A 21,284-nucleotide genomic window follows, 5' to 3' on the forward strand; every position below is an offset into this window, starting at 1 on the left:
GGTTTCGACCATGGCCACCTACACCTTCTCCTGTATCGACGGGCACACCTGCGGCAATCCCGTCCGCCTCGTTTCCGGCGGCGGTCCTCGTCTTGAGGGCGCCAACATGCTGGAAAAGCGCGCCCATTTCCTCAGAGAATTCGACTGGATCCGCACCGGCCTGATGTTCGAGCCGCGCGGACATGACATGATGTCCGGCTCGATCCTCTATCCGCCGACACGGCCCGATTGCGATGTCGCCGTGCTGTTCATCGAGACCTCCGGCTGCCTGCCGATGTGCGGCCACGGCACCATCGGCACGATCACCATGGCGATCGAGAACGGACTGATCACGCCGCGCGAGCCCGGCAAGCTGTCGATCGACGCGCCTGCCGGCAAGGTCGACATCAGCTATCGCCAGGAGGGCCGCTTCGTCGAGGAAGTGCGCCTGACCAACGTCCCCGGCTTCCTCTATGCCGAGGGACTGACGGCCGAAGTCGAGGGCCTCGGAGAGATCGTCGTCGACGTCGCCTATGGCGGCAACTTCTACGCCATCGTCGAGCCGCAGAAGAATTTTCGCGATATGGCCGACCACACGGCCGGCGAGCTGATCGGCTGGAGCCCGAAACTGCGCGCCGCCTTGAACGCGAAGTACGAGTTCGTGCATCCCGAGCACCCGGAGATCAAGGGGCTCAGCCACATCCAGTGGACGGGCAAGCCGACGCAAGCCGAGGCGCATGCCCGCAACGCCGTGTTCTACGGCGAGAAGGCCATCGACCGCTCGCCCTGCGGCACCGGCACCTCGGCGCGCATGGCGCAGCTTGCCGCCAAGGGCAAGCTGAAGGTCGGCGACGAATTCGTGCATGAATCGATCATCGGCTCGCTGTTCAAGGGTCGGGTGGAGGCCGCGACCAAGGTCGCCGACCGCGATGCCATCATCCCCTCGATCGCCGGATGGGCGCGCATGACCGGTATCAACACGATCTTCATCGATGATCGCGATCCCTTCGCCCACGGCTTCGTCGTAAAATGAACAATCCGTTCTCCGCTCGCAGTATCCTTGGCGGCACGGCCGAGGGGCCGATCGTTGCCGCACCGGAAGCGCTGAGCTTCTGGGGTGGTGTCGATCCGGCGACCGGAGCGGTGATCGATGTTCACCACCCACTGCACGGGACCTGTCTCACGGGCAGTATCCTGATGATGCCGTCGAGCCGGGGCTCCTGCACCGGCTCGGGCGTGCTGCTCGATCTTGCGCTGACCGGTCGTGCGCCGGCCGCGCTTGTCTTTTCCGAAGCCGAGGACGTGCTAACCCTCGGCGCGCTGATTGCAGCCGAGATGTTCGGCAAGCCGCTGCCCGTCCTGCGCCTTTCGTCCGATGCCTTCGCAGCGCTGGCGGAGGCAAAAACCGCGCGCATCACCGATACGGCGATCGAGGCCGACGGCCTGACGATCGAAATCGCACCGCTTGCGACCGCGGCGCTCGATCTTGATGAAGCGGACCTCGCCATGCTGGATGGCCGCGACGGGGTTGCGGTTGAGGTCGCGATGCGCATCATCTGCGCCATGGCGGCGCAGCAGGGCGCAACACGCCTCGTCAGCGTGACGCAAGGGCATATCGACGGCTGCATCTATGCCAGCCCTGCCAATCTCACCTTCGCCGAAAAAATGGCGGATATGGGCGCGCGGGTCCGGCTGCCGACGACAATGAACGCCATTTCTGTCGACCGCGCCAACTGGCAGGCGCAGGGGGTGCCGGCCTCGTTCGGCGATCCGGCCGCGCGGCTGGCCGACGCCTATGTCCGCATGGGCTGCCGTCCGACCTTCACCTGTTCCCCCTATCTGCTCGACAGCGCGCCTGAGGCCGGAGAGGCAATCGCCTGGGCGGAATCCAACGCCGTCATCTACGCCAATACGGTGCTCGGCGCCCGCACCGCGAAGCATCCGGATTTCCTCGACCTCTGCATCGCGCTGACCGGCCGCGCGCCGCTCTCCGGCGTCTATCTCGACGAACACCGCAAGGCCAGCCGCGTCATCGACGTGGAGTTGCCTGAAGGGGTGGACGACGCTTTCTGGCCGCTCATCGGCTATCTCGCTGGGCGGGCTGCACCCGATTGCATCCCGCTTCTGCGTGGCCTCGCGGCTGCAAAGCCTTCGTCCGACGACCTGAAGGCGCTGTGCGCTGCCTTCGGCACCACATCGGCAGCGCCGATGTTGCACATTGAAGGTGTCACGCCGGAGGCGGAAGGTGCTGCGTCAAGCGAAGCTGGCACTGTTGCAATCACCCGCGCCGAGATGGCGGCCGCCTGGACCCTGTTGAACGACGGACCGGAGGATGTGGACCTGGTCGCCATCGGCAGCCCCCACGCCTCGCTGAGCGAATGTCGGGCTCTGGCGGCAGCGCTTGCCGGTCGCAAACGTCACGGGGATGTAGCGGTGATCGTTACGGCCGGCCATCAGGTGATTGCCGCTGCGCGGGCGGAAGGGACACTTGCCGCCCTGGAGGCAAGCGGTGTGCAGGTCCTGCCCGACCTCTGTTGGTGCTCGATCTCTGAACCGGTGTTCCCGACGCGAACCCGCGCGCTGATGACCAATTCCGGCAAATATGCCCATTACGGCCCCGGCCTCTCCGGCCGTGCGGTGCGCCTCGGAAACCTTGCCGATTGCGTGACGGCTGCGCTGACCGGGCGCGTTCAAGCACGGCTGCCGATTTGGCTCTCCCCGGCAGGCCGGTAACGGAACCGCCGACAAGAAGCCGGCAGGTATCGTGATCGGAATGACTTTCCTTGAGGCAACCGCGATGCCTGCGGAGGGCTCTCCTACGCCTACAGATCAGGTGCGCGGTCGACCAGGGTTTGGAACAACACGTTTGCAGCCTCCTGAGGCGTCGAAGCCGCAAACCAGACTGGATCGGTCGTTAGAACGGCGTGCTCCGTCCAAGAGGCAGTGTCGGATGCCTCGCATTCGTAGACGCCGCAGGCGCGGCGCTGCTTTCGATTGAGCGCGATTTCGAGAATGCCCGAAGGTCGCGCGCCCGGCGCATCGAAGATCTGCAGGACGTAACCGCGGAACCCGGTTCTGCCACCGTTGGAATCGATCTCATCGAGAACGGACGGGCAGAGTTCCGCCTGCCCCACCGGAATGGGCCGTGTCCAGAAGGGCCCCTGATCGCCTTGATCTGCGCGCAGCATCGCACTCGCCTCCGTCCCCTCGGGGCAGCGAGCTTAACACTTGATCACCTCGAGTTCAGCCGACCCAGAATAGAATGCGGTCGAACGCTGTGACATGCTGGGTTGCAAAGCGTACCACTTCCGAGTGAGGATCCGGATTGGCGGGTCGTGCTGATCCTGCACCGGCTACTGCGAGCGGTAGAGTACGCGGCAAGCGTCACACGACAGACGCGGGCCCATGCGATCGTTCACCGTGGCGGAGCGCATTTCCAGCAAAAGTGCGAAGCCGTTTTCCGGCAGGAAATGCTTGGAAATAAGGAGATAGAGCGTTTCTGCGGCTCCGTTTGAACCGGAGAGGCTCTGGCAACATGAGGTTGGAAAAATGCACAGATTGCTCAGCGGACTGTCAGTCATTGCATTCGTGGGATTTACGATCGGCATTGGCGCAACGGACCCCGCCGCAGCCGCAAATACACCCAAAGAACGCTCAACGCGCAATGCCGATGTACCGGCGAAAACCGCCACTACTCCAGCAAGAGGCAAGCGTCCCACCGTTGTCGTAAACCACCCTCCTCCGAGGAACGGAGCCTACTACAAGGGCATATTCCGCGAATGATGATGGGGGTACCAAGCACTGCCTAGCGGCAACGATCACGGCGAATATTTGCAGCTTTACAACCCGGGTTACGGCGAAAGCCTCTCTTCGAGATCGTCCAGCGCGACGACTATCGCGGTTAAAGTATCTGCGACCAGGGGGGCTCCTCTCCCTTGGGATTCGATCCAATATCGAACGGCCAACACGATGTTTACACCATACGAGCAAATGCTCGCCGGTACCCCTTCAAACTGAGGGTACTGCTCTCGGTGGCCATGGCTGTATTCTACCACTGCGTGCAGCCACAGGGTCGCAGGCGGCCATGCCGACCGGAGCAAGGGCAATTTATCCGGAGCCGGCCTCAGCTTTCGTTTTCAAAGTCCGATTTGATGATCTACCGGAAGTTTCGACCGAGAGGTCCTTGCTCTCAGGCCGGGTCACCACGCCGCAATGCCGAGCATCGCAGTCAAGACATCATCGTGCAAAGCATGGCCAGACGGCCGACAAAAATCCCTTCGTCAACACACGTGCCTGGCCCGGCAGAAGGGTCCGGCCAAAAGGAGGTCTCATGTCTCTCCACCAGGCATTCCTGGATTTCGGTTATGATCCAACCATCGTCGAGGTCGGGCGCACCATTCGGCCCAAGACGACAGGCGCGCCACCGGCTTCAGCAACCGTTAACGCCCAATATCTGCCACCACCGCAGGCGCAGGGCACGGCTCAGCATGTCGGCAGTCCCGGCAGCTGTGCAGCCTGGGCGTCTACCTATGGTCTTGCGACCTACACGGCGGCCGCCGCATCCGGCCAGACGCCGTCGGGCGCGTCGCAACAGGCAAGCCCCGCCAACATCTATATCGAGGTCATGATCAACGATGGTCAGAAGACGTGCAGCGGCTCGAATCTGGCGTCCTACCTCAACATCCTGCAGCAGGGCGGCACGCCCAATTGGGCGACGGCCCCCTACTACCCCAACTGCCCCGAACTTTGGTCCAGCTACGACCCCGACGCCACCGCCGATACCAGCTTCCAGATCCCCGGTTGGGCCATCGTCGAAACATCGGATCTCGACGCGATCAAGGCCATCATCGCTGATGGTGGTGCTCTGTGCTACGGCACGGCCCTCAATTCCGGCTTCATGAGCTATAGCGGTCCTGGGCCATTGACGGGGCCGCTCGACAAGGTGCGGGGCGCCAACGGCAAGCTTGTCGGCCACTGCATGCTGATCATCGGCTACGACGATGCGCAGCAGGCGATCCTCATCCAGAACAGCTTCGGACCGGATTGGGGCTGCCAATGGAACGGCAGCGGCGGTTACATCTGGATGAGCTACGAGCTGTTTCAGTACCTGGCACAGGGCCAGGCCATGTATGTGACGAGCTAAGCCAGAGGAGCGAAGCTTCCCTCACGCACGCTATCCGGACGCCGCCGCGATCATGTGCGGCGGCGTCCGGTGAAAGGCGAAATCGTCGTGTGGTTTATCGCGGCGTGACGTCGAAACCGAACCACTTTTCCGAAAGCGTCTTGATCGTGCCGTCCGCCTTAGCGGCAGCAATCGCCTCGTTGAACAGTGTCTTCAGCTCCGGATCCGTCTTGCGCAGGCCGACGGAACTGCCGCGACCGAGAAAGCCGCCCTGGAACCGGGGACCGGTGGTGGTCATGTCCTCATTGCCCGGCTTTTCGGAAGCCGTCGTCAGGTAAGCCATCGAGGCCATTACCAGGTCGACGCGGCCAGCCGCGAGATCGAGATCGTGCTCTTCGGTCGTCTTGTATTCGCGCACCTCGACGACGCCCTTCAGATATTTGTCAACGAAGGCGGCACCGGTCGAGGCGATCTGGACGCCAATCGTCTTGCCTTCGAGCAGCGGCTTCAACTTCTCGATCTCGGCGGTAGCACCTGCCTCGTTCGAAGCGAGCGAAAACACCACGCCCTTTTCAGGCAGTGATGCGAGCGGACCGGATTTCAGCGTGGCGAAGGCCTGGCCGGTCGAACCGTAGGAGTCGCTGAAATCGATAACCTGCTCGCGCTTGGCTGTTGCCGACATCCCGGAAATGATCGCATCGAACTTGCCGGCATTCAGCGCCGGGATCATGCCGTCAAAGTTCTGGACGCTGATCTCGCACTCGACCTTCATATGGGTGCAGAGGTATTTGCTGAGCTCGATCTCGTAGCCGTCAAGCGTGCCGTCGGGCTTGGTGAAATTGTAAGGCTTGAAGCCGCCTTCGGTGGCGATCGTCACATGTGTCCAGGTCTTGTTTTCCGCATGCGCGCCATTGGCGGCGAACATCATCGTCGCGATGCACAGGGCCTTCATTGTCGATTTGGTGTGGTTCATTGGTAGTTCCCCTTTTTTGAGTGGTTAGAGCCGCCGGTTCACGCCTTGATGAACCGACGGAAGCGTTCGGATTTGGCGTTGCCAAATACCTCGTCCGGTCGACCGTCTTCCTCGATCTGACCCTGGTGAAGAAAAATGACCCGGCTGGAGACATCGCGGGCGAACCCCATTTCATGGGTCACGACCAGCATCGTGCGTCCCTCTTCGGCGAGCGCACGCATGACGCGCAGCACCTCGCCGACGAGTTCCGGGTCGAGCGCCGATGTCGGCTCGTCGAACAGCATCACGGCCGGACGCATCGCCAGCGCGCGGGCGATTGCCGCGCGCTGCTGCTGGCCGCCGGACAGGTGCGCCGGATAATGATTGCGCTTGGCCGCGATCCCGACCTTGGCGAGAAGGGCTTCAGCCTCTTCGAGGCACTCGGCGCGAGGGCGCTTCTGCACATGGATCGGCGCCTCGATGACGTTCTCCAGCACCGTCTTGTGCGACCAGAGATTAAAGCTCTGGAACACCATGCCGAGCCGTGAGCGGATGCGATCCACCTGGGCACGATCCCTCGGACGGCTCTTGCCGTTGCCGGCAGCAAGCATCTCGATCGTTTCGCCCGCGACCGTGACCTCGCCACGATCCGGCGTTTCGAGCATATTGATGCAGCGAAGCAGTGTCGATTTTCCCGAACCGGACGAGCCGAGGATGGAGACGACCTCGCCTTCGCGCGCGTCGAGCGAGATGCCTTTCAAGACCTCGATCGGACCGAAGCTCTTGTGGATGTCCCGAACGCTGATGGCGACGGGCGCAATGGACGACGCGGGCGAACTCAATGCGCTTCTCCTTCGATGATGGCGGGCAGCACCGCAACCGGCTGCCTGAGATGCGGGCTCAGCCGGAACTCGACGAGCTGCACCAGGCGGGTGAGCAGGAAGTTGATGGTGAGATAGATGGCGCCGGCGACGACGAACACTTCGATCGCGCGGTAGCTCTCCGAGATGATGCGCGCCGCAACGCCGGTCACTTCCATCAGGGTGATGATCGATGCGAGTGAGGTCGCCTTGACCATCGAAATCATCTCGTTGCCGTAGCCGGGCAGCGCCTGCCTGACGCCGAGCGGCAACGTGATGCGCCGGAAGATCATGAAGCGCGACATGCCGCATGCCCTTGCCGCTTCCACCTGTCCAAAGGGCACGGAAAGCAGGCCGCCGCGGACAATCTCGCTGGCATAGGCAGCGGTGTTGAGCGCCAGCGCCAGGACCGCACACCAGTATGGCTCCCTGAGCACGGGCCAAAGCAGGCTGTGTCGGATGGCCGGAAACTGGCTGAGACCGTAGTAGATGATGAAGATCTGCACGAGCAGCGGCGTGCCGCGAAAGACGAAGACATAGGCCTGCGCCAGCCAGCGCAAGGGGGCGGTAGCCGAAAATCGGGCGACAGCGATGCCGACTGCCAGGATCGCGCCGAGGGCAATCGAGTTTGCCGCCAGCAACAGCGTCATGGGAACAGCCGAAACGAGGCTGACAAAGGTTTCCTGAAGGAAGGTCCAGTCCATCAGCTTCTCCTCACGCCGCGGCTGAAATGACGCTCGGCCCGATGCAGGACGGTGCTCGATACCGTCGAGATCATGAGATAGATGCCGCCGGCAATCAGGTAGAAATCAAAGGGCAGCCCGGTGGAGCCGGCAGCAATCTGCGCCTGGCGCAAGAGTTCGGCGACGCCGGTGATCGAGACCAGCGCACTCTCCTTGAGCACCACCTGCCAGACGTTGCCGAGGCCCGGCAGCGCATGCCTGAGGGTCAGCGGCGCGACGATGCGGCGGAACCGGAGCCATCGTGGCATGCCGCAGGCGATCGCCGCCTCTATCTCTCCGGGGTGAACCGCCCTGAAGGCACCACGAAAGACCTCCGTATGCTGCGCGCCCGAGGTGATCCCGACCGCAAGCATGCCGGCAAGGAAGCCGGGAAAGCCGATGAAGCCTTCAGCGCCGAAGAGATGTCCGACGGCGGAGATTGCAGCGGAGCCGCCGAAATAAAGCAGATAGATCACCAAGAGATCGGGAATGCCGCGCAGCACCGTCGTGTAGACGTCGGCAGCGAGGCGCGTCCCTGGTCCGCCCCTCACCTTGGCCCAGGCTCCGAGTACGCCGATGACGGCACCGGTCGCATAGCCCGACAGCGCGATCAGGATCGTCATCATGGCACCGGCAAGGAGGATGTTCCCCCAGCCACCGGGGCCGAAACTGATGAGTTCGAGGATACCGGGCTGGGTCACAAGGTTTGAACTCCCAGTTCCGCAGACCCGGCCGCGCGCGAGGGAAGAGGCGGGTTGACGTCATCGGGGATCGGATTGACGAAAGGCGTGTCGTCGAGACGGCTGCGATGGTCCGCCTTGGCGGCCGCCACCAGTTCTGGGTCCGCCATCAGATCGATGGCAAGGCTCGCCATGGCTTTCGCCGCATGCGCCATGCCCTTGTGCGCGGCCGGCAATTTTCCTTGCGCGACCAACTGCCAGGAATGGCCGGGCGTGCCGATCGCATAGGTCGCACCGCGCATCTGAACCGTCGGGACGACCCAGCTTACGGTTCCGACATCGGTCGAGCCGACGATGCTGCCGTCGCCGCCATAGAGCGGGTAGATCATGTCGCAGAGCGGCTGCCCCTTGCGCGGCGCCAGGCCGAAGCGTGCATAGGACGCGGCGATATCGTCGGGGGAATAGGTCGCCTGAAACTTTCGCGCCGTTTCGAGGTCGGCAGCATCGAAGGCGGCGGGACCCAAATGTTCGAGGCAGGTGTGGAGCCGTGCTTCCAGCGGGGCATTGCCGACGAGATTGGCATCGCCGCTGATCACCTCGTGGCGCACGGTCGTCTCGGTCATCAGTGCTGCCCCTTGCGCGATCTTCTTGACGCGCTCGATCAGGCCGAGCAGATCCGGCAAGGTGCGGGCGCGGATGAGATAGCGCACCGTTGCACGGGCCTGCACGACATTGGGCGCGTCGCCACCGGCATCGGTGATGGCGTAGTGGACGCGGGCGCTCGACGGCATGTGCTCGCGCATGTAGTTGACGCCGACATTCATCAGCTCGACGGCATCGAGCGCGCTGCGGCCGAGATGCGGCGTCGCCGAGGCGTGGGAAGCGCGACCGGAGAAGTGGAAGTTGATCTCGTTGCAGGCAAGCGAGATCGGGTTGTTGACGCCGGAAAAGGCGGCCGGATGCCAGGAGATGGCGATATCGACATCGTCGAAAGCGCCGGCCCGCACCATGAAGCCCTTCGATGAACCGCCCTCTTCGGCGGGGCAGCCGTAATAGCGCACGCGCCCTTTGAGGCCGTTGGCCTTGAGGTAATCCTTGACCGCGGCAGCGGCGAGCATGGAGCCGGAGCCGAGCAGATTGTGGCCGCAGCCGTGGCCGTTGCCGCCCGGCACGACTGGTCGCTCTTCGGCAAGGCCGGCAACCTGGCTCAAGCCAGGGAGCGCATCGAACTCGCCGAGAATGGCGATCACCGGACCACCTTCGCCCGCTTCGCCGATCAGCGCCGTCGGCAGGCCGGCGACATTGCGCTCGATGCGAAACCCCTCCGCCTCAAGCAGGCGGGCATGCTCGCTCGCGGACTGAAGCTCCTCGTAGTTGGTTTCGGGACTGTCCCATACGCGGTCACTAAGCTCGAAGAATTCCGGGCTCTTTTCCTCGACGATCGACCATACGAGTTCGGTATTCTTCATTGGCATTCAGCGTCCCATATGCGATAGTTACCAAAATTGGCGCCAATTTAGGATACAAAAATAAATTGCGCAATGGGCGGCGATGGATATTTTCGGTATCGATCGCAGACGCAAAAACAGACGATCGCTTATGCGAACAAGGCGAGCCCGCGCGGCCCGCTCACAATTGAGCAAACAGGAATGTCCATGACCGAAATGCAAGATGTGACCGAGACTGCGGCCAAGGAGCGGGACGTCACCGATCTCGTTCTCGAGGATATTCTGACCGGCGTGCTGCCAGCCGGCACCTGGCTCAAGCAAATCGATCTCGAAAAGCGATACGATTGCACCCGGCCGGAGGTTCGTCGGGCCCTCGACCGCCTGTCGCAGAAGCGGCTGGTCGAGCACGTGCCCAATCGCGGCTATCACGTTTATCAGCCGGACGGCCGGCGTGCGCAGGAAGTCAGCGATATCCGCGTCATCCTCGAAACAGCGGTGGCCGATCTGATGGTGGAACGGGCCACGCCCGAAAGCATCGCCAGGCTGCGCCAACTCGCCAGCCATTTCGACCAGATGACCATGGTCGGCACGGTGCTGGAGCATTACGAGGCCAACCTCGCCTTCCACCGCGAACTGCTGCTTCTGTCAGGCAATCACGAGCTTGTGGACCTCGTTTCCGAAATCCGCCAACGCACCTCTTCGGCACCGGTCTCGCAGTGGCGCACAAGAGCCCGCGTCGAGCGGTCCGCACGCGAGCATCATATGATGGTCGATGCGCTCGAAACCCGCGATGTCGCCGGCCTCAAACGCCTGATCGAAGCGCATATCCGCCAGACGGGGGATGTTGCCCCAGCTGAAAGCGTTGCGCGCCAAGCATGACGCCCAGCGCTTTCTGGGGGCAAAACCGCCGAATCCCCCTGATTTCTCAGAGTTGTGGCGCTACCGCACAGAACCTAAGCTTGGGCCGAAATTGAGGTTCAGCCATGACAGACACACGCAATCCGCCTGTAACCGATGTCGTAGAGATGCGTGAGGCGCTGGCGGAGTGGTGCACGCAGAACAACTGCACGCAATCGGACCCGCCCGCCAACAAGATCGCGCTCCGGATTTTCGACGTCGCCACCGGGAAAAAACTCAATCGCACAGAAATCCTGGCCCTGCTGTCGAACGGATAGCAACCGTTCGCCGGGTGGCCGCAACGGCGAGAAGTGAGGACCGGTTTCAAGACTGCGCCATTCTGCTTGCCGTCAGCTTCACGCCTTCGGCTATGCGATCTCTGCCGATCGACGAGTATCCCATGCGGAAAAAGCGGCAGCTTTCCTCGTCGTTCGGAAAGAACGGCGATCCGGTTTCGATCAGAACCCCGTCTTCCCGCAGATCGGCCATCAGCCTGTCCGCATCGAGACCGTCAGGGCCTTCGATCCAGAAGGAGGTTCCGCCGAACGCTGCCGAACCGGCGATCTTAAGCCCGTTGGCGTTGAGCGCGTCTGCCATTACCCGATGGCGCAGGTGGTACTCTTCCCGCATCCTGTGAAGCACGGCGTCATAGTGACCGAGCGCCAGAAAATAGGCAGCGGTGCGCTGGAGGTGGCCGGGCGGATGGCGCAGCATCAGGGCACGGAGCGCCCGCGCCTCCCGGATGACGGGAGCCGGTGCCACGAGATAGCCAAGCCGCAGGCCGGGGAAAAGCGACTTCGAGAAACTGCCGATGTAAAAGACCCGCCCGCTCCTGTCGAAGGCCTTCAGCGCCGGCGACGGTGGCGCGAGAAAGCTCATCTCGAACTCGTAATCGTCCTCGATGATGACGAAGTCCCTGCTTGAGGCGGCTTCGAGCAGTGCGACGCGGCGATCCATCGGCATGGTCGCACCCGTCGGTGAATGATGGCTCGGCGTCACGAACACGGCGTCGACGTGCTCAGGCAAGTTGGCCGGCGGCAGCCCGCCGTCATCGACGTCAAGCACCGTCACCTTTGCGCCGCTCAGTTGCAGCGAGGCGCTCATATCCGGGTGGCAGGGGTTTTCGCACACGGCATGGGACCCGCGCCGCAGCAACAGCTGAATGACGATCCAGAGCGCATTCTGCGCTCCCACCGTCACCAGGATCTCGTCGGGATTGGCCCGGATGCCGCGCCCCGGCAGCGTGCGCGAACAGATGTAGTTGACCAGTTGCACATCGTCAGACGCGGCGAAATCGCCTGCCATCAGTTCGAAATCTTCGCGCGCCAGCGCGCGCCGGGCACAGTCGCGCCAGGCGGTGAGATCGAACAGCGACGGGTCCATCTGGCCATAGAGGAAAGGATAGGGATACCGCCGCCAGTCGAGCGGCTTACGCATCTGCTTGGCAACGCGAAAGGTCGAGCGCAGCTTAGACGACCAATCCACCGCATCCGCCCCCGGCGACGCCACGTCCGCATCAAGCACGTTGAACGGCGGCTTGTCGGCAACGCGGTAGCTGCTGCGGTCGGCCGCATCGAGATAGCCCTGGGTCGCCAACTCCTGATAGGCAAGCGTGACGGTGAGGCGCGAAATGTTGAGATAGCTCGCAAGCTTGCGCGTCGACGGCAGCAGGGCACCGGGCGGCAGCCGCCCTGACAGCACGGCGGAGACGACCGTCTCGCGGATCTGCGCCTGCAGGCTCGTACGGCTCGCCCGGTCGATGAAGAAGATTGTTTCCGGAACAGAAATGCGTGCCACGTCCGATCCCCTATCGGTCAATCTGGACTTATCTAACTTTCAATCTGGCTATAAAGCAAACCGGAAAGCTGCTTTATCCCTTATGGTCGAAAATGAGATCGGCATAACAGTCGACAGACCCCGAAAACGGGGTCGGAACCAGAGGGAAACAAATGTTCTATTCCAACGCCTTGAAAACCATGGCGGGGGCGGCCACGATTGCGGCCGGCCTCCTGACCTCCAGTCTTGCCCGCGCCGAGACCGATGTGATCATCGGCTACCAGCAGATCGTCGGCCCGTTCATCGCCGCCATCGCCGACGGTCGCTTCGACGCCGCCGCGAAAGAGGCTGGCTATCTCGTCGACTGGCGGCAGTTCAGCTCCGGCGGCGATATCTCGACGGCGCTTGCATCGGGCAACGTGCCGATCGGCGTCATCGGCTCCACCGGCACCACCGCGGCGGCAACGCGCGGCGTTGATCTCGAGCTGTTCTGGATCCTCGATAACATCGGCAAGTCTGAAGCGCTGGTCGCCCGCGAAGGCTCGGGTATCGAAAAGCCGGAAGATCTGGTCGGCCGCTCCGTCGCTGTCCCCTTCGTCTCGACGTCCCACTTCCATCTTCTCGTTGGGCTTGAGCAGGTGTGGAAGGTCGATCCGCGCGAAGTCAACATCCTCAACATGAAGCCACCGCAGATCGTGGCCGCCTGGCAGCGCGGCGATATCGATGCCGCCTATGTCTGGCCTCCGGCCCTGTCGGAACTGCTGAAGACCGGCAAGGTGATTTCCGACTCCGAAGCGATCGGCGCGGCGAGCGTCCCGACCTTCGACGGTCTGGTGGTCGACAAGAAATGGGCAGCTGAAAATCCGAAGTTCATGGCCGCCTTCACCAAGGTGCTGGCCGAAGCCTACGCCGACTACAAGGCAAACGGCGCAAGCTGGACGGCAGACTCCGCACCGGTCCAGAACATCGTCAAGCTCATCGGCGGCGATGGCGCCGGCACCGTCGAAGCGCTGAACTTGCTCTCGTTCCCGACAGCGCAGGAGCAGGCGTCCGAAACCTGGCTCGGCGGCGGTGCTGTGCGCGCGCTGTCGGAAAGCGCGAAATTCCTTGCCGACCAGAAGCAAATCGACAAGGCGCTCGACGATTACACGCCCTACGTCAACAGCGCCTACGCGAAAGAAGCTTCGAAGTAGCCGACGCCCGCTCCTGATCGCAAGGTCGGTCAGGAGCGCCGCCAACGCCACTCAACAGCCATTTCTCGAAAGGCCTGCACAATGGAAACTCTGAATGTCAGCAATGTGAGCCTGACCTATCCTGGTCTCTATTCGGACGAGGCGGTCATTGCGCTCAAGGGCGTCAACCTCGAAATCAAGAGCGGCGATTTCGTCGTCGCGCTCGGTGCCTCGGGCTGCGGCAAGACCACGCTGCTCAATCTGATGGCGGGCTTCATGGCCCCGAGCGGTGGTGAAATCACACTTGGAAGCCGCCGCGTCTCCGGTCCCGGTGCCGACCGTGGGGTCGTGTTCCAGAAGCATGCGTTGCTGCCCTGGCTCGATGTCATCGACAACACCGAATTCGGGCTGAAACTGCGCGGTGTCGACAAGGCGAAACGCCACGAGGTCGCCTCCAAGAACCTCGCTCTTGTCGGCCTGCAGGATTTTCACCGGCACATGATCTACCACCTGTCCGGCGGCATGCAGCAGCGTGTGGGCATAGCCAGGGCGCTGAGCTGCGACCCGTCGATGCTCTTGATGGACGAGCCGATGGCGGCGCTCGATGCGCTGACCCGCGAGACCATCCAGGAACTGCTGCTCAAAGTCTGGCAGCTGACCAACAAGATGTTCTTTTTCATCACGCACAGCGTCGAGGAGGCGTTGTTCCTGGGGTCGCGCCTGATCGTCATGTCGCCGCGACCAGGACGGATCACCCACACCTACGAGCTCGATTTCAACAAACGGTTTCTGGAAGAAGGCAATGCCCGTGCAATCAAATCCAGTCGCGACTTCATCGACATGCGTGAACAGATCCTCAGCATCATCTACGGCGACGAACGCCAGTCCGGAAACCCGGAGCTCCTCCATGCTTGAGCGCGTGACGAAAGCCAAGCCGGTCAAGCCGGGCCGGATCTACGGCGCCCCCGGCGAGGGCATGAGCGGACATATCAGCCTGCTGACAGCGCTGACCCTGGTGGCGCTCTGGCTGCTGGTCACCGAGATGCAATGGGTACGGCCGCTGTTTTTGCCATCGCCGCTTGCGGTCTGGGACAAGTTCGTGATCGCGCTGACAGAGGGCGTCTCCAATTCGACCCTCGCCCAGCATACGCTGGCAAGTCTCGGTCGCGTGCTCGGGGCCTTCGCGCTCGCCCTTGTCACCGCGGTTCCGATCGGCATCCTCATGGGCGTGAACCGGGTGATGCGCGGGCTCTTTGATCCGATCATCGAGTTCTACCGCCCCTTGCCGCCGCTCGCCTACCTGCCACTGATCATCATCTGGCTCGGCATCGGCGAATTTCCGAAGGTGTTCCTGATCTTCCTCGCGATCTTCGCGCCGATGGCGATCGCCGCCCGGGCCGGTGTGCGGTCCGTCTCGATCGAGCAGATCCATGCGGCCTATGCCATGGGCGCTAGCCGCCGCCAGGTCATCAGCCACGTCATTCTCAAGGCGGCGCTGCCGGAGATCTTCACCGGGATGCGCATCGGCATCGGCGTCGGCTGGACGACGCTGGTTGCGGCCGAAATGGTCGCAGCCCACCGGGGCCTCGGTTTCATGGTGCTCAACGCCGCCGAGTTCCTGGCCAGCGACACCGTGATCATGGGCATCATCGTCATCGGCGTCTTCGCCTTTGCGTTTGATCTCCTGATCCGGCGTCTCGAGAAGGCGCTCATCCCCTGGAAGGGCAAGGTGTGACGATGCACCGTTCAACAGGGGCGCGGCCACCGAGCTAATGGCCGCCCCGTCCTAACAGGACCCCATACCGCACAAACAAAGCCGATCCGGCCGGTTCACCCGGCCGCGGCGAAGCCATGCCCGAAAACATCGCCTGAAACGCTTAGGAAACACAAGCCATGACCGCGACCGACCTATCCGACCTCTTCGACGCCTTCAACCGGCACGACATCGACGGAGTCATGTCCTTCTTCGCCGAAGACTGCGTCTTCAACACTGTGGCCGGCAGCGAAGCGCACGGCACCCGGGTCGAGGGCACTGAGCAGATCGCGACCGCATTCAGCAGCGTGTGGCAGACGATGCCGGACGCCCACTGGGCCCACCACAGCCATTTCGCCCATGGAGACCGGGCCGTATCGGAATGGACGTTCTCCGGCACGAACGCCGACGGCAGCCGCATCGAGGCCGAAGGCTGCGACCTCTTCACGCTCCGTGACGGCAAGATCGTCCGCAAGCAGGCCTTTCGCAAGAACCGGCCGCTGATTGCGGCCCCCTTCCGCTACTGAGCTCCAGCCAGGCCAGGAAACCGACATGGAACAGCTTGTCAAAACATTGCGGCCGAGCAAGCCCTTCGATCCGGCATACGATCCCAATCGCGCCGCCAATCCCGGCGACGGCAAGGATTATGCGCCGACCTACTGGATCGCAACCGCCGGACCGCCGCCCGCCGATGATGGTCCCGTGCTTGGGGATATCGACGTCGACGTCGCAATCGTCGGCTCGGGATACACCGGCCTCTCCTGCGCCATCCATCTTGCCAAGGAGCATGGCATCAAGGCGACGGTGCTCGAGGCAAACGGCGTCGCCTGGGGCTGCAGCACCCGCAACGGCGGTCAGGCGCAGATTTCGGCGGGCCGGCTCAAGCGCTCGCAATGGATCGAGCGCTGGGGCGTGGATGTCGCCAGGAAGCTTCACGTCGAGATCAGCGAAGCCTTCGATCTTTTCCGCGACCTCATCCGCTCGCCGGAAATCGCCTGCGACCCGCAGGATGGCGGGCATCTCTATATCGCCCACCGCAACAAGGTGATGCCGTCGCTGGAAGCCGAATCCCGCGTCCTCAACGACGTCTTCGGCTACCGCACCCGCATCCTCGGCCGCGACGAAATCCATCGCGACTTCGTCCGCGACAACGAGGCGGTGGGCGCGCTTTACGAGCCCGACGGCATGGGCATCCATGCGGCCAAGCTCGCCTTCGGCTATCTCACCCTGGCGCGCAAGCTCGGTGCCCGCGTTCATACCTCGAGCCCGGTTCTCAGCTGCGACCGGAAAGGCGGAGTCTTCCACCTTCGCACCCCCGGCGGGATCGTGCGGGCGAGGGCGGTGTGTTTCGCGACGGCCGGCTATACCTCGCCCGGCCTGCATTCGCTGACGAAGCACCGGCTGATGCCGATCCTCTCCAACTCGATCGTCACGCGCGTACTCACCGACGAAGAGCGGTCGGCGTTGAATTTCCAGACGCATATTCCGCTTACCGACACGCGCACGCTTCGCCACTACTACCGGCTGTTGCCCGACGGGCGCGTGCAGATCGGCAGCCGCAGCGCGATCACCGGCAAAGACGCGGTCAACCCAAAACATCTCGACCGTCTGCTCTCGGGCCTCTACCGCAAGTTCCCGGTGCTGACAGGCATCAAGGTCGACTACTCCTGGTGGGGCTGGGTCGATGTCAGTCACGACATGATGCCGCGCATCTTCCGCCCGGATCCGCAACAGGCGCTGTTCTACGCCATGGGCTATGGCGGCAACGGCGTCATGTACTCGGCCCAGGCCGGACGGCGCATGGCGCAGATGGTCGCCGGCAAGGGCGGTGCCCTCGACCTGCCGATCTTCACCTCCCCTCTCCCCAGCCATGGGCTGCTGACGCCGTTCCGGCGCATCGGCCAGTGGGGGATGTACCGCTGGTACTACCTCAAGGACGAAATCCTCTAGCCGCTCGGTCGGCCCCCAACCCAACATGAAAGGAAACAGACAATGAAAATGACGACCGAAGAGGCTTTCGTAAAAGTCCTCCAGATGCACGGCATCGAACACGCCTTCGGGATCATCGGCTCGGCGATGATGCCGGTGTCCGACCTCTTCCCGAAAGCTGGCATCACCTTCTGGGACTGCGCCCATGAAACCAACGCGGCATTGATCGCCGACGGATACACCCGGGTCACCGGCAACATGTCGATGGCAATCGCCCAGAACGGACCGGGCGTCACCGGCTTCGTGACAGCAGTCAAGACGGCCTACTGGAACCATACGCCGATGCTTCTCGTCACGCCGCAGGCGGCAAACAAGACGATCGGCCAGGGCGGCTTCCAGGAAGTCGACCAGATGGCGCTGTTTGAGGAAATGGTCTGCTACCAGGAAGAGGTGCGCGACGCGAGCCGCGTTCCCGAAGTCCTCAACCGGGTAATCGAGAAAGCCTGGCGCGGCTGCGCCCCGGCGCAGATCAACATCCCGCGCGATTACTGGACACAGGTGATCGACGTCGAGCTGCCGAGCATCGTTCGGCTGGAGCGCCCCTCCGGCGGCAAGCAGGCAATTTCAGAGGCAGCAAGATTGCTGTCCGAAGCGAAATTCCCGGTGATCCTCAACGGCGCCGGCGTGGTCATTGGCGGCGCGATCGGCGAATCCATCGCGCTGGCTGAGCGTCTCGACGCCCCGGTCTGCTGCGGATACCAGCATAACGACGCCTTTCCCGGCGGCCATCGCCTCGCGGCAGGCCCGCTCGGCTACAACGGCTCCAAGGCTGCCATGGAACTGATCGCCAAGGCCGACGTCGTACTGGCGCTCGGCACCCGCCTCAATCCGTTCTCGACGCTTCCGGGCTACGGCATCGAGTATTGGCCGAAGAATGCCGCGATCATCCAGGTCGACATCAACTCCGATCGCATCGGCCTGACGAAGAAGGTGACGGTCGGCATCTGCGGCGATGCCAAGCAGGTGGCAAGCCAAATCCTCGATCAACTGTCGCCGTCGGCCGGCGATATCGGCCGCGAGGAACGCAAGGCACTGATCCACACCACCCGCTCGGCCTGGCTGCAGCAGCTGTCGTCGATGGACCACGAGGATGACGATCCGGGCACCGAATGGAATGCCTCGGCCCGTCGGCGGGAATCCGACCGCATGTCGCCACGCCAGGCATGGCGTGCGATCCAGGCGGCCTTGCCCAAGGACGCCATCATCTCCACTGACATCGGCAACAACTGCGCCATCGGCAACGCCTATCCGAGCTTCGAACAAGGCCGGAAATACCTGGCGCCCGGCATGTTCGGACCCTGTGGCTACGGCTTCCCGTCGATCGTCGGCGCCAAGATCGGTTGCCCTGATGTGCCGGTGATCGGCTTTGCCGGCGATGGCGCATTCGGCATCTCGATGAACGAGATGACCTCCATCGGTCGCGCCGGCTGGCCGCCGATCACCATGGTGATCTTCCGTAACTTCCAGTGGGGAGCCGAGAAGCGCAACACGACGCTCTGGTACGACAACAACTTTGTCGGAACCGAACTCAATCCCAACCTCAGCTACGCGAAAGTGGCCGACGGCTGCGGTCTCAAGGGTGTGACGGTCGATACGCAGGCGGGCCTGACGGCCGCCCTGCAGCAGGCGCTCGACGACCAGTCACAGGGCGTGACCACCTTTGTCGAGGTCATCCTCAACCAGGAACTTGGCGAGCCCTTCCGCCGCGACGCGATGAAGAAGCCGGTGCAGGTGGCGGGCATCCAGCGATCGGACATGCGGCCGCAGCAGCACATCTGACATCCAACCCATGCCCGGCTGATGTCGCCGGGCATGGGCCTTAGATTTGGCGCTTTCAGACGGGAAATTTAACATGAATGCGGTATCCGAAACGACGCGGCGGTTCCAATGGCTGCCCTCGGCGCTGTCGACCTATGGTCCTGGTCTGCTGGTGACGGCCGCCGTCGCCATGGCCGCGCAGTTCCTGTCGGATCATTATGGCGCGCCCGCCATGCTGATGGCGCTTCTGCTCGGCATCGCGTTCCACTTCCTCTCCGAGGAAGGCAGATGCGTCGCCGGCATCGAGCTTTCAGCAAAAAAGATCCTCAGGATCGGCGTTGCGCTGCTCGGCATGCGCATCAGCGTCGACCTTCTGATCGGGCTCGGGAGCGGCACCATTCTCCTGCTGGTGGCAGCGATTGCAGCAACGATCCTCTTCGGGCTGGCGGCCGCCAAGATCCTTGGAAGAGGCTGGAGGCTCGCCCTTCTCACCAGCGGTGCGGTCGCGATCTGCGGTGCTTCCGCCGCGATGGCGATTGCAGCCGTTCTGCCGAAGAACGAGTTTTCCGAGCGCAATCTGATCTTCACCGTGCTGTCGGTGACCGTCCTCAGCACCCTGGCGATGATCGGCTATCCCATCCTCGCCCAGTCGCTGGGGCTCGATGCGCGCGGCACCGGCATCTTCTTCGGCGGCACGATCCATGATGTCGCCCAGGTGGTCGGCGCCGGCTTCTCGGTCTCGCCGGAGGCCGGCGAGACCGCAACACTCGTCAAGCTTATCCGCGTGACGATGCTGGCACCCGTTGTCCTCATCTTCTCCATCGCCCTTCGAAACGTCCCCCAGGAAGGCGTGGAGGCCGGCAAGCGCCCGCCCTTGCTGCCCGGCTTTGTGGTCGCCTTCCTGATCCTTGCCGCCATGAACTCCGGCGGGATGGTGCCGGCCGCCGTCGCCGAACTCGGCATGGAGGCATCGCGCTGGGCGCTTTTGGCGGGCATCGTCGCCGTCGGCATGAAGACGTCGCTCCGGCGCGTGCTCGATGTCGGCGGCGACGCAGTCGCGCTCATCGTCGCAGAAACAATCTTCCTCGGCCTCTTCATTCTCGGCGGCATGCATTATCTGGGGCATCTCTAATGAAACCACTCGACCGCATCATCGAAACCGCCAAGCAGGCACCGCGCCACATCGTGCTTGCCGAGGGCGAAGACACGCGGGTGGTCGCTGCGGCCATGCGCGCCCGCGCAGAAGGTCTCGCCGAAATCACGCTCATTGGTCGGCACGAGATCATCGCCGAGCGCCTGCGCGATCACGGCGGCGATGCGCCTGCCTTCCGGATCGAAGACCCGGCGACGTCGCCACTGACACAGCAGTTCGCGTTGCGATATCACGACCTGCGCCGGAGCAAGGGCGTCGACCGAGAGATGGCCGAGAAGGCAGTGCGAGAGGAGCTGGTCTTCGCAGCCATGATGGTTCGCGAAGACGAGGCGGACGGCACCATCGGAGGAGCGGTGGCAACAACGGCCGATACGGTGCGCACCTCTCTGCAAATCATCGGCCGTGCGCCTGACGCCGGCCTCGTCTCCAGTTTCTTCCTGATGATGTTGTGCCAGCCGCACCACGCCAAGAAGGGCGCCTTCCTCTTTTCCGACTGCGGCCTCGTGGTCGACCCGGATGCTGCCGGTCTCGCCGATATCGCCCGCATGTCGGCTCGGTCCTATCAGGCGCTGCTTGGCGAACGTCCCAAGGTCGCGATGCTCTCCTTCTCCACCAATGGCAGCGCCGCGCACGACCGCGTCTCCAAGGTGGTCGAGGCGACGCACATTGCCCGCGCCGCCAATCCCGACCTGCTGATCGACGGCGAACTGCAGTTCGACAGCGCCTTCGTCGAGGCCGTATCGTCGTCCAAGGCACCCAATTCGGCGCTGCACGGTCAGGCAAATGTCTTCGTCTTCCCCAATCTCGATGCCGCCAATATCGGCTACAAGATCGCCCAGCGCATCGGCGGCGCGACCGCCATCGGCCCGGTGCTTCAGGGGCTGGCCAAGCCCGCCAACGACCTTTCGCGTGGCTGCACGGCCGATGACGTCTTCCACATGATCGCCGTCACGGTGGTCCAGGCAGCGTCGCGATAGCGGCGGCGCTTGACCTATCGCGATGTCCGTTTCCGGACGCACGGAT

At 63.2% G+C, this 21,284-nt stretch carries 20 protein-coding genes; 13 read left to right on the forward strand and 7 right to left on the reverse strand.

The window, feature by feature from the left end:
* Positions 1-10: 10 nt before the first annotated feature.
* Positions 11-1,012, forward strand: a complete 1,002-nt coding sequence (locus ASD00_RS26020; protein ID WP_025429445.1) for a 4-hydroxyproline epimerase — start codon at positions 11-13, stop codon at positions 1,010-1,012.
* The gene (locus ASD00_RS26025) at positions 1,009-2,712 is read left to right on the forward strand and encodes an aconitase X (protein WP_057210042.1); all 1,704 of its coding nucleotides are present in this window, start codon (positions 1,009-1,011) and stop codon (positions 2,710-2,712) included. The genes ASD00_RS26020 and ASD00_RS26025 overlap by 4 nt, the downstream gene beginning before the upstream one ends.
* An 89-nt stretch (positions 2,713-2,801) precedes the next feature.
* On the opposite strand, the gene ASD00_RS26030 is transcribed toward ASD00_RS26025, so the two are convergent.
* Positions 2,802-3,167, reverse strand: coding sequence for a hypothetical protein (locus tag ASD00_RS26030; protein WP_057210044.1), 366 nt, complete (start codon positions 3,165-3,167; stop codon positions 2,802-2,804).
* A 1,142-nt stretch (positions 3,168-4,309) separates the two neighbouring features.
* Here ASD00_RS26030 and ASD00_RS26040 point away from each other — a divergent pair.
* The gene (locus ASD00_RS26040; protein WP_057210049.1) at positions 4,310-5,122 is read left to right on the forward strand and encodes a C1 family peptidase; all 813 of its coding nucleotides are present in this window, start codon (positions 4,310-4,312) and stop codon (positions 5,120-5,122) included.
* A gap of 94 nt (positions 5,123-5,216) precedes the next feature.
* On the opposite strand, the gene ASD00_RS26045 is transcribed toward ASD00_RS26040, so the two are convergent.
* From ASD00_RS26045 to ASD00_RS26065, 5 genes are read right to left on the reverse strand one after another with little or no spacing between them, the layout of a single operon-like run.
* Positions 5,217-6,074 carry a transporter substrate-binding domain-containing protein gene (locus ASD00_RS26045; protein WP_025429449.1) on the reverse strand — a complete coding sequence of 286 codons (858 nt, stop codon included), beginning with the start codon at positions 6,072-6,074 and terminating at the stop codon, positions 5,217-5,219.
* 38 nt (positions 6,075-6,112) lie between these two features.
* Complete coding sequence (locus ASD00_RS26050; protein ID WP_057210050.1) at positions 6,113-6,895, reverse strand: ATP-binding cassette domain-containing protein; 783 nt, start codon at positions 6,893-6,895, stop codon at positions 6,113-6,115.
* A complete protein-coding gene (locus ASD00_RS26055) occupies positions 6,892-7,617 on the reverse strand; it encodes an ABC transporter permease (protein ID WP_057210052.1) in 726 nt (241 codons plus the stop codon). The genes ASD00_RS26050 and ASD00_RS26055 overlap by 4 nt, the downstream gene beginning before the upstream one ends.
* The gene (locus ASD00_RS26060; RefSeq protein ID WP_057210054.1) at positions 7,617-8,336 is read right to left on the reverse strand and encodes an ABC transporter permease subunit; all 720 of its coding nucleotides are present in this window, start codon (positions 8,334-8,336) and stop codon (positions 7,617-7,619) included. The genes ASD00_RS26055 and ASD00_RS26060 overlap by 1 nt, the downstream gene beginning before the upstream one ends.
* The gene (locus tag ASD00_RS26065) at positions 8,333-9,784 is read right to left on the reverse strand and encodes a M20 family metallopeptidase (protein ID WP_057210056.1); all 1,452 of its coding nucleotides are present in this window, start codon (positions 9,782-9,784) and stop codon (positions 8,333-8,335) included. Before ASD00_RS26065 ends, ASD00_RS26060 begins: the two co-directional genes overlap by 4 nt.
* Before the next feature lie 180 nt (positions 9,785-9,964).
* Here ASD00_RS26065 and ASD00_RS26070 point away from each other — a divergent pair, with 180 nt between their 5' ends.
* Both ASD00_RS26070 and ASD00_RS26075 read left to right on the forward strand, forming a co-directional pair.
* Positions 9,965-10,642, forward strand: coding sequence for a GntR family transcriptional regulator (locus ASD00_RS26070; RefSeq protein ID WP_057210128.1), 678 nt, complete (start codon positions 9,965-9,967; stop codon positions 10,640-10,642).
* Positions 10,643-10,746: 104 nt separating this feature from the next.
* Positions 10,747-10,938, forward strand: coding sequence for a hypothetical protein (locus ASD00_RS26075; RefSeq protein WP_025429455.1), 192 nt, complete (start codon positions 10,747-10,749; stop codon positions 10,936-10,938).
* A 46-nt stretch (positions 10,939-10,984) separates the two neighbouring features.
* Here the strand turns inward: ASD00_RS26075 and ASD00_RS26080 are convergent, their stop codons facing one another.
* Entirely contained in the window at positions 10,985-12,457 is a 1,473-nt protein-coding gene (locus ASD00_RS26080; RefSeq protein WP_057210129.1) for a PLP-dependent aminotransferase family protein, read from the reverse strand.
* A 152-nt stretch (positions 12,458-12,609) separates the two neighbouring features.
* Here ASD00_RS26080 and tauA point away from each other — a divergent pair, with 152 nt between their 5' ends.
* The 8 genes from tauA (at position 12,610) to pta (ending at position 21,238) form a co-directional block, all read left to right on the forward strand.
* On the forward strand, positions 12,610-13,629 hold the full coding sequence (tauA, locus tag ASD00_RS26085) for a taurine ABC transporter substrate-binding protein (RefSeq protein ID WP_057210058.1): 1,020 nt from the start codon (positions 12,610-12,612) through the stop codon (positions 13,627-13,629).
* An 81-nt stretch (positions 13,630-13,710) separates the two neighbouring features.
* Positions 13,711-14,523, forward strand: a complete 813-nt coding sequence (locus tag ASD00_RS26090; RefSeq protein ID WP_057210059.1) for a taurine ABC transporter ATP-binding protein — start codon at positions 13,711-13,713, stop codon at positions 14,521-14,523.
* A complete protein-coding gene (locus ASD00_RS26095) occupies positions 14,516-15,343 on the forward strand; it encodes an ABC transporter permease subunit (protein ID WP_025429459.1) in 828 nt (275 codons plus the stop codon). Before ASD00_RS26090 ends, ASD00_RS26095 begins: the two co-directional genes overlap by 8 nt.
* Positions 15,344-15,501: 158 nt before the next feature.
* Positions 15,502-15,888, forward strand: coding sequence for a nuclear transport factor 2 family protein (locus tag ASD00_RS26100; RefSeq protein WP_057210062.1), 387 nt, complete (start codon positions 15,502-15,504; stop codon positions 15,886-15,888).
* Between the two features lie 25 nt (positions 15,889-15,913).
* Positions 15,914-17,311, forward strand: coding sequence for an FAD-binding oxidoreductase (locus tag ASD00_RS26105; RefSeq protein WP_057210064.1), 1,398 nt, complete (start codon positions 15,914-15,916; stop codon positions 17,309-17,311).
* 42 nt (positions 17,312-17,353) lie between these two features.
* Positions 17,354-19,129, forward strand: a complete 1,776-nt coding sequence (gene xsc / locus ASD00_RS26110; protein ID WP_057210065.1) for a sulfoacetaldehyde acetyltransferase — start codon at positions 17,354-17,356, stop codon at positions 19,127-19,129.
* Between the two features lie 73 nt (positions 19,130-19,202).
* Complete coding sequence (locus ASD00_RS26115) at positions 19,203-20,240, forward strand: YeiH family protein (protein WP_025429463.1); 1,038 nt, start codon at positions 19,203-19,205, stop codon at positions 20,238-20,240.
* The gene (gene pta / locus ASD00_RS26120; RefSeq protein ID WP_057210066.1) at positions 20,240-21,238 is read left to right on the forward strand and encodes a phosphate acetyltransferase; all 999 of its coding nucleotides are present in this window, start codon (positions 20,240-20,242) and stop codon (positions 21,236-21,238) included. Before ASD00_RS26115 ends, pta begins: the two co-directional genes overlap by 1 nt.
* Positions 21,239-21,284: the final 46 nt, after the last annotated feature.

The sequence above is a fragment of the Ensifer sp. Root31 genome, from assembly GCF_001424825.1.
In the GTDB taxonomy this organism is placed as follows: Bacteria; Pseudomonadota; Alphaproteobacteria; order Rhizobiales; family Rhizobiaceae; genus Ensifer; species Ensifer canadensis.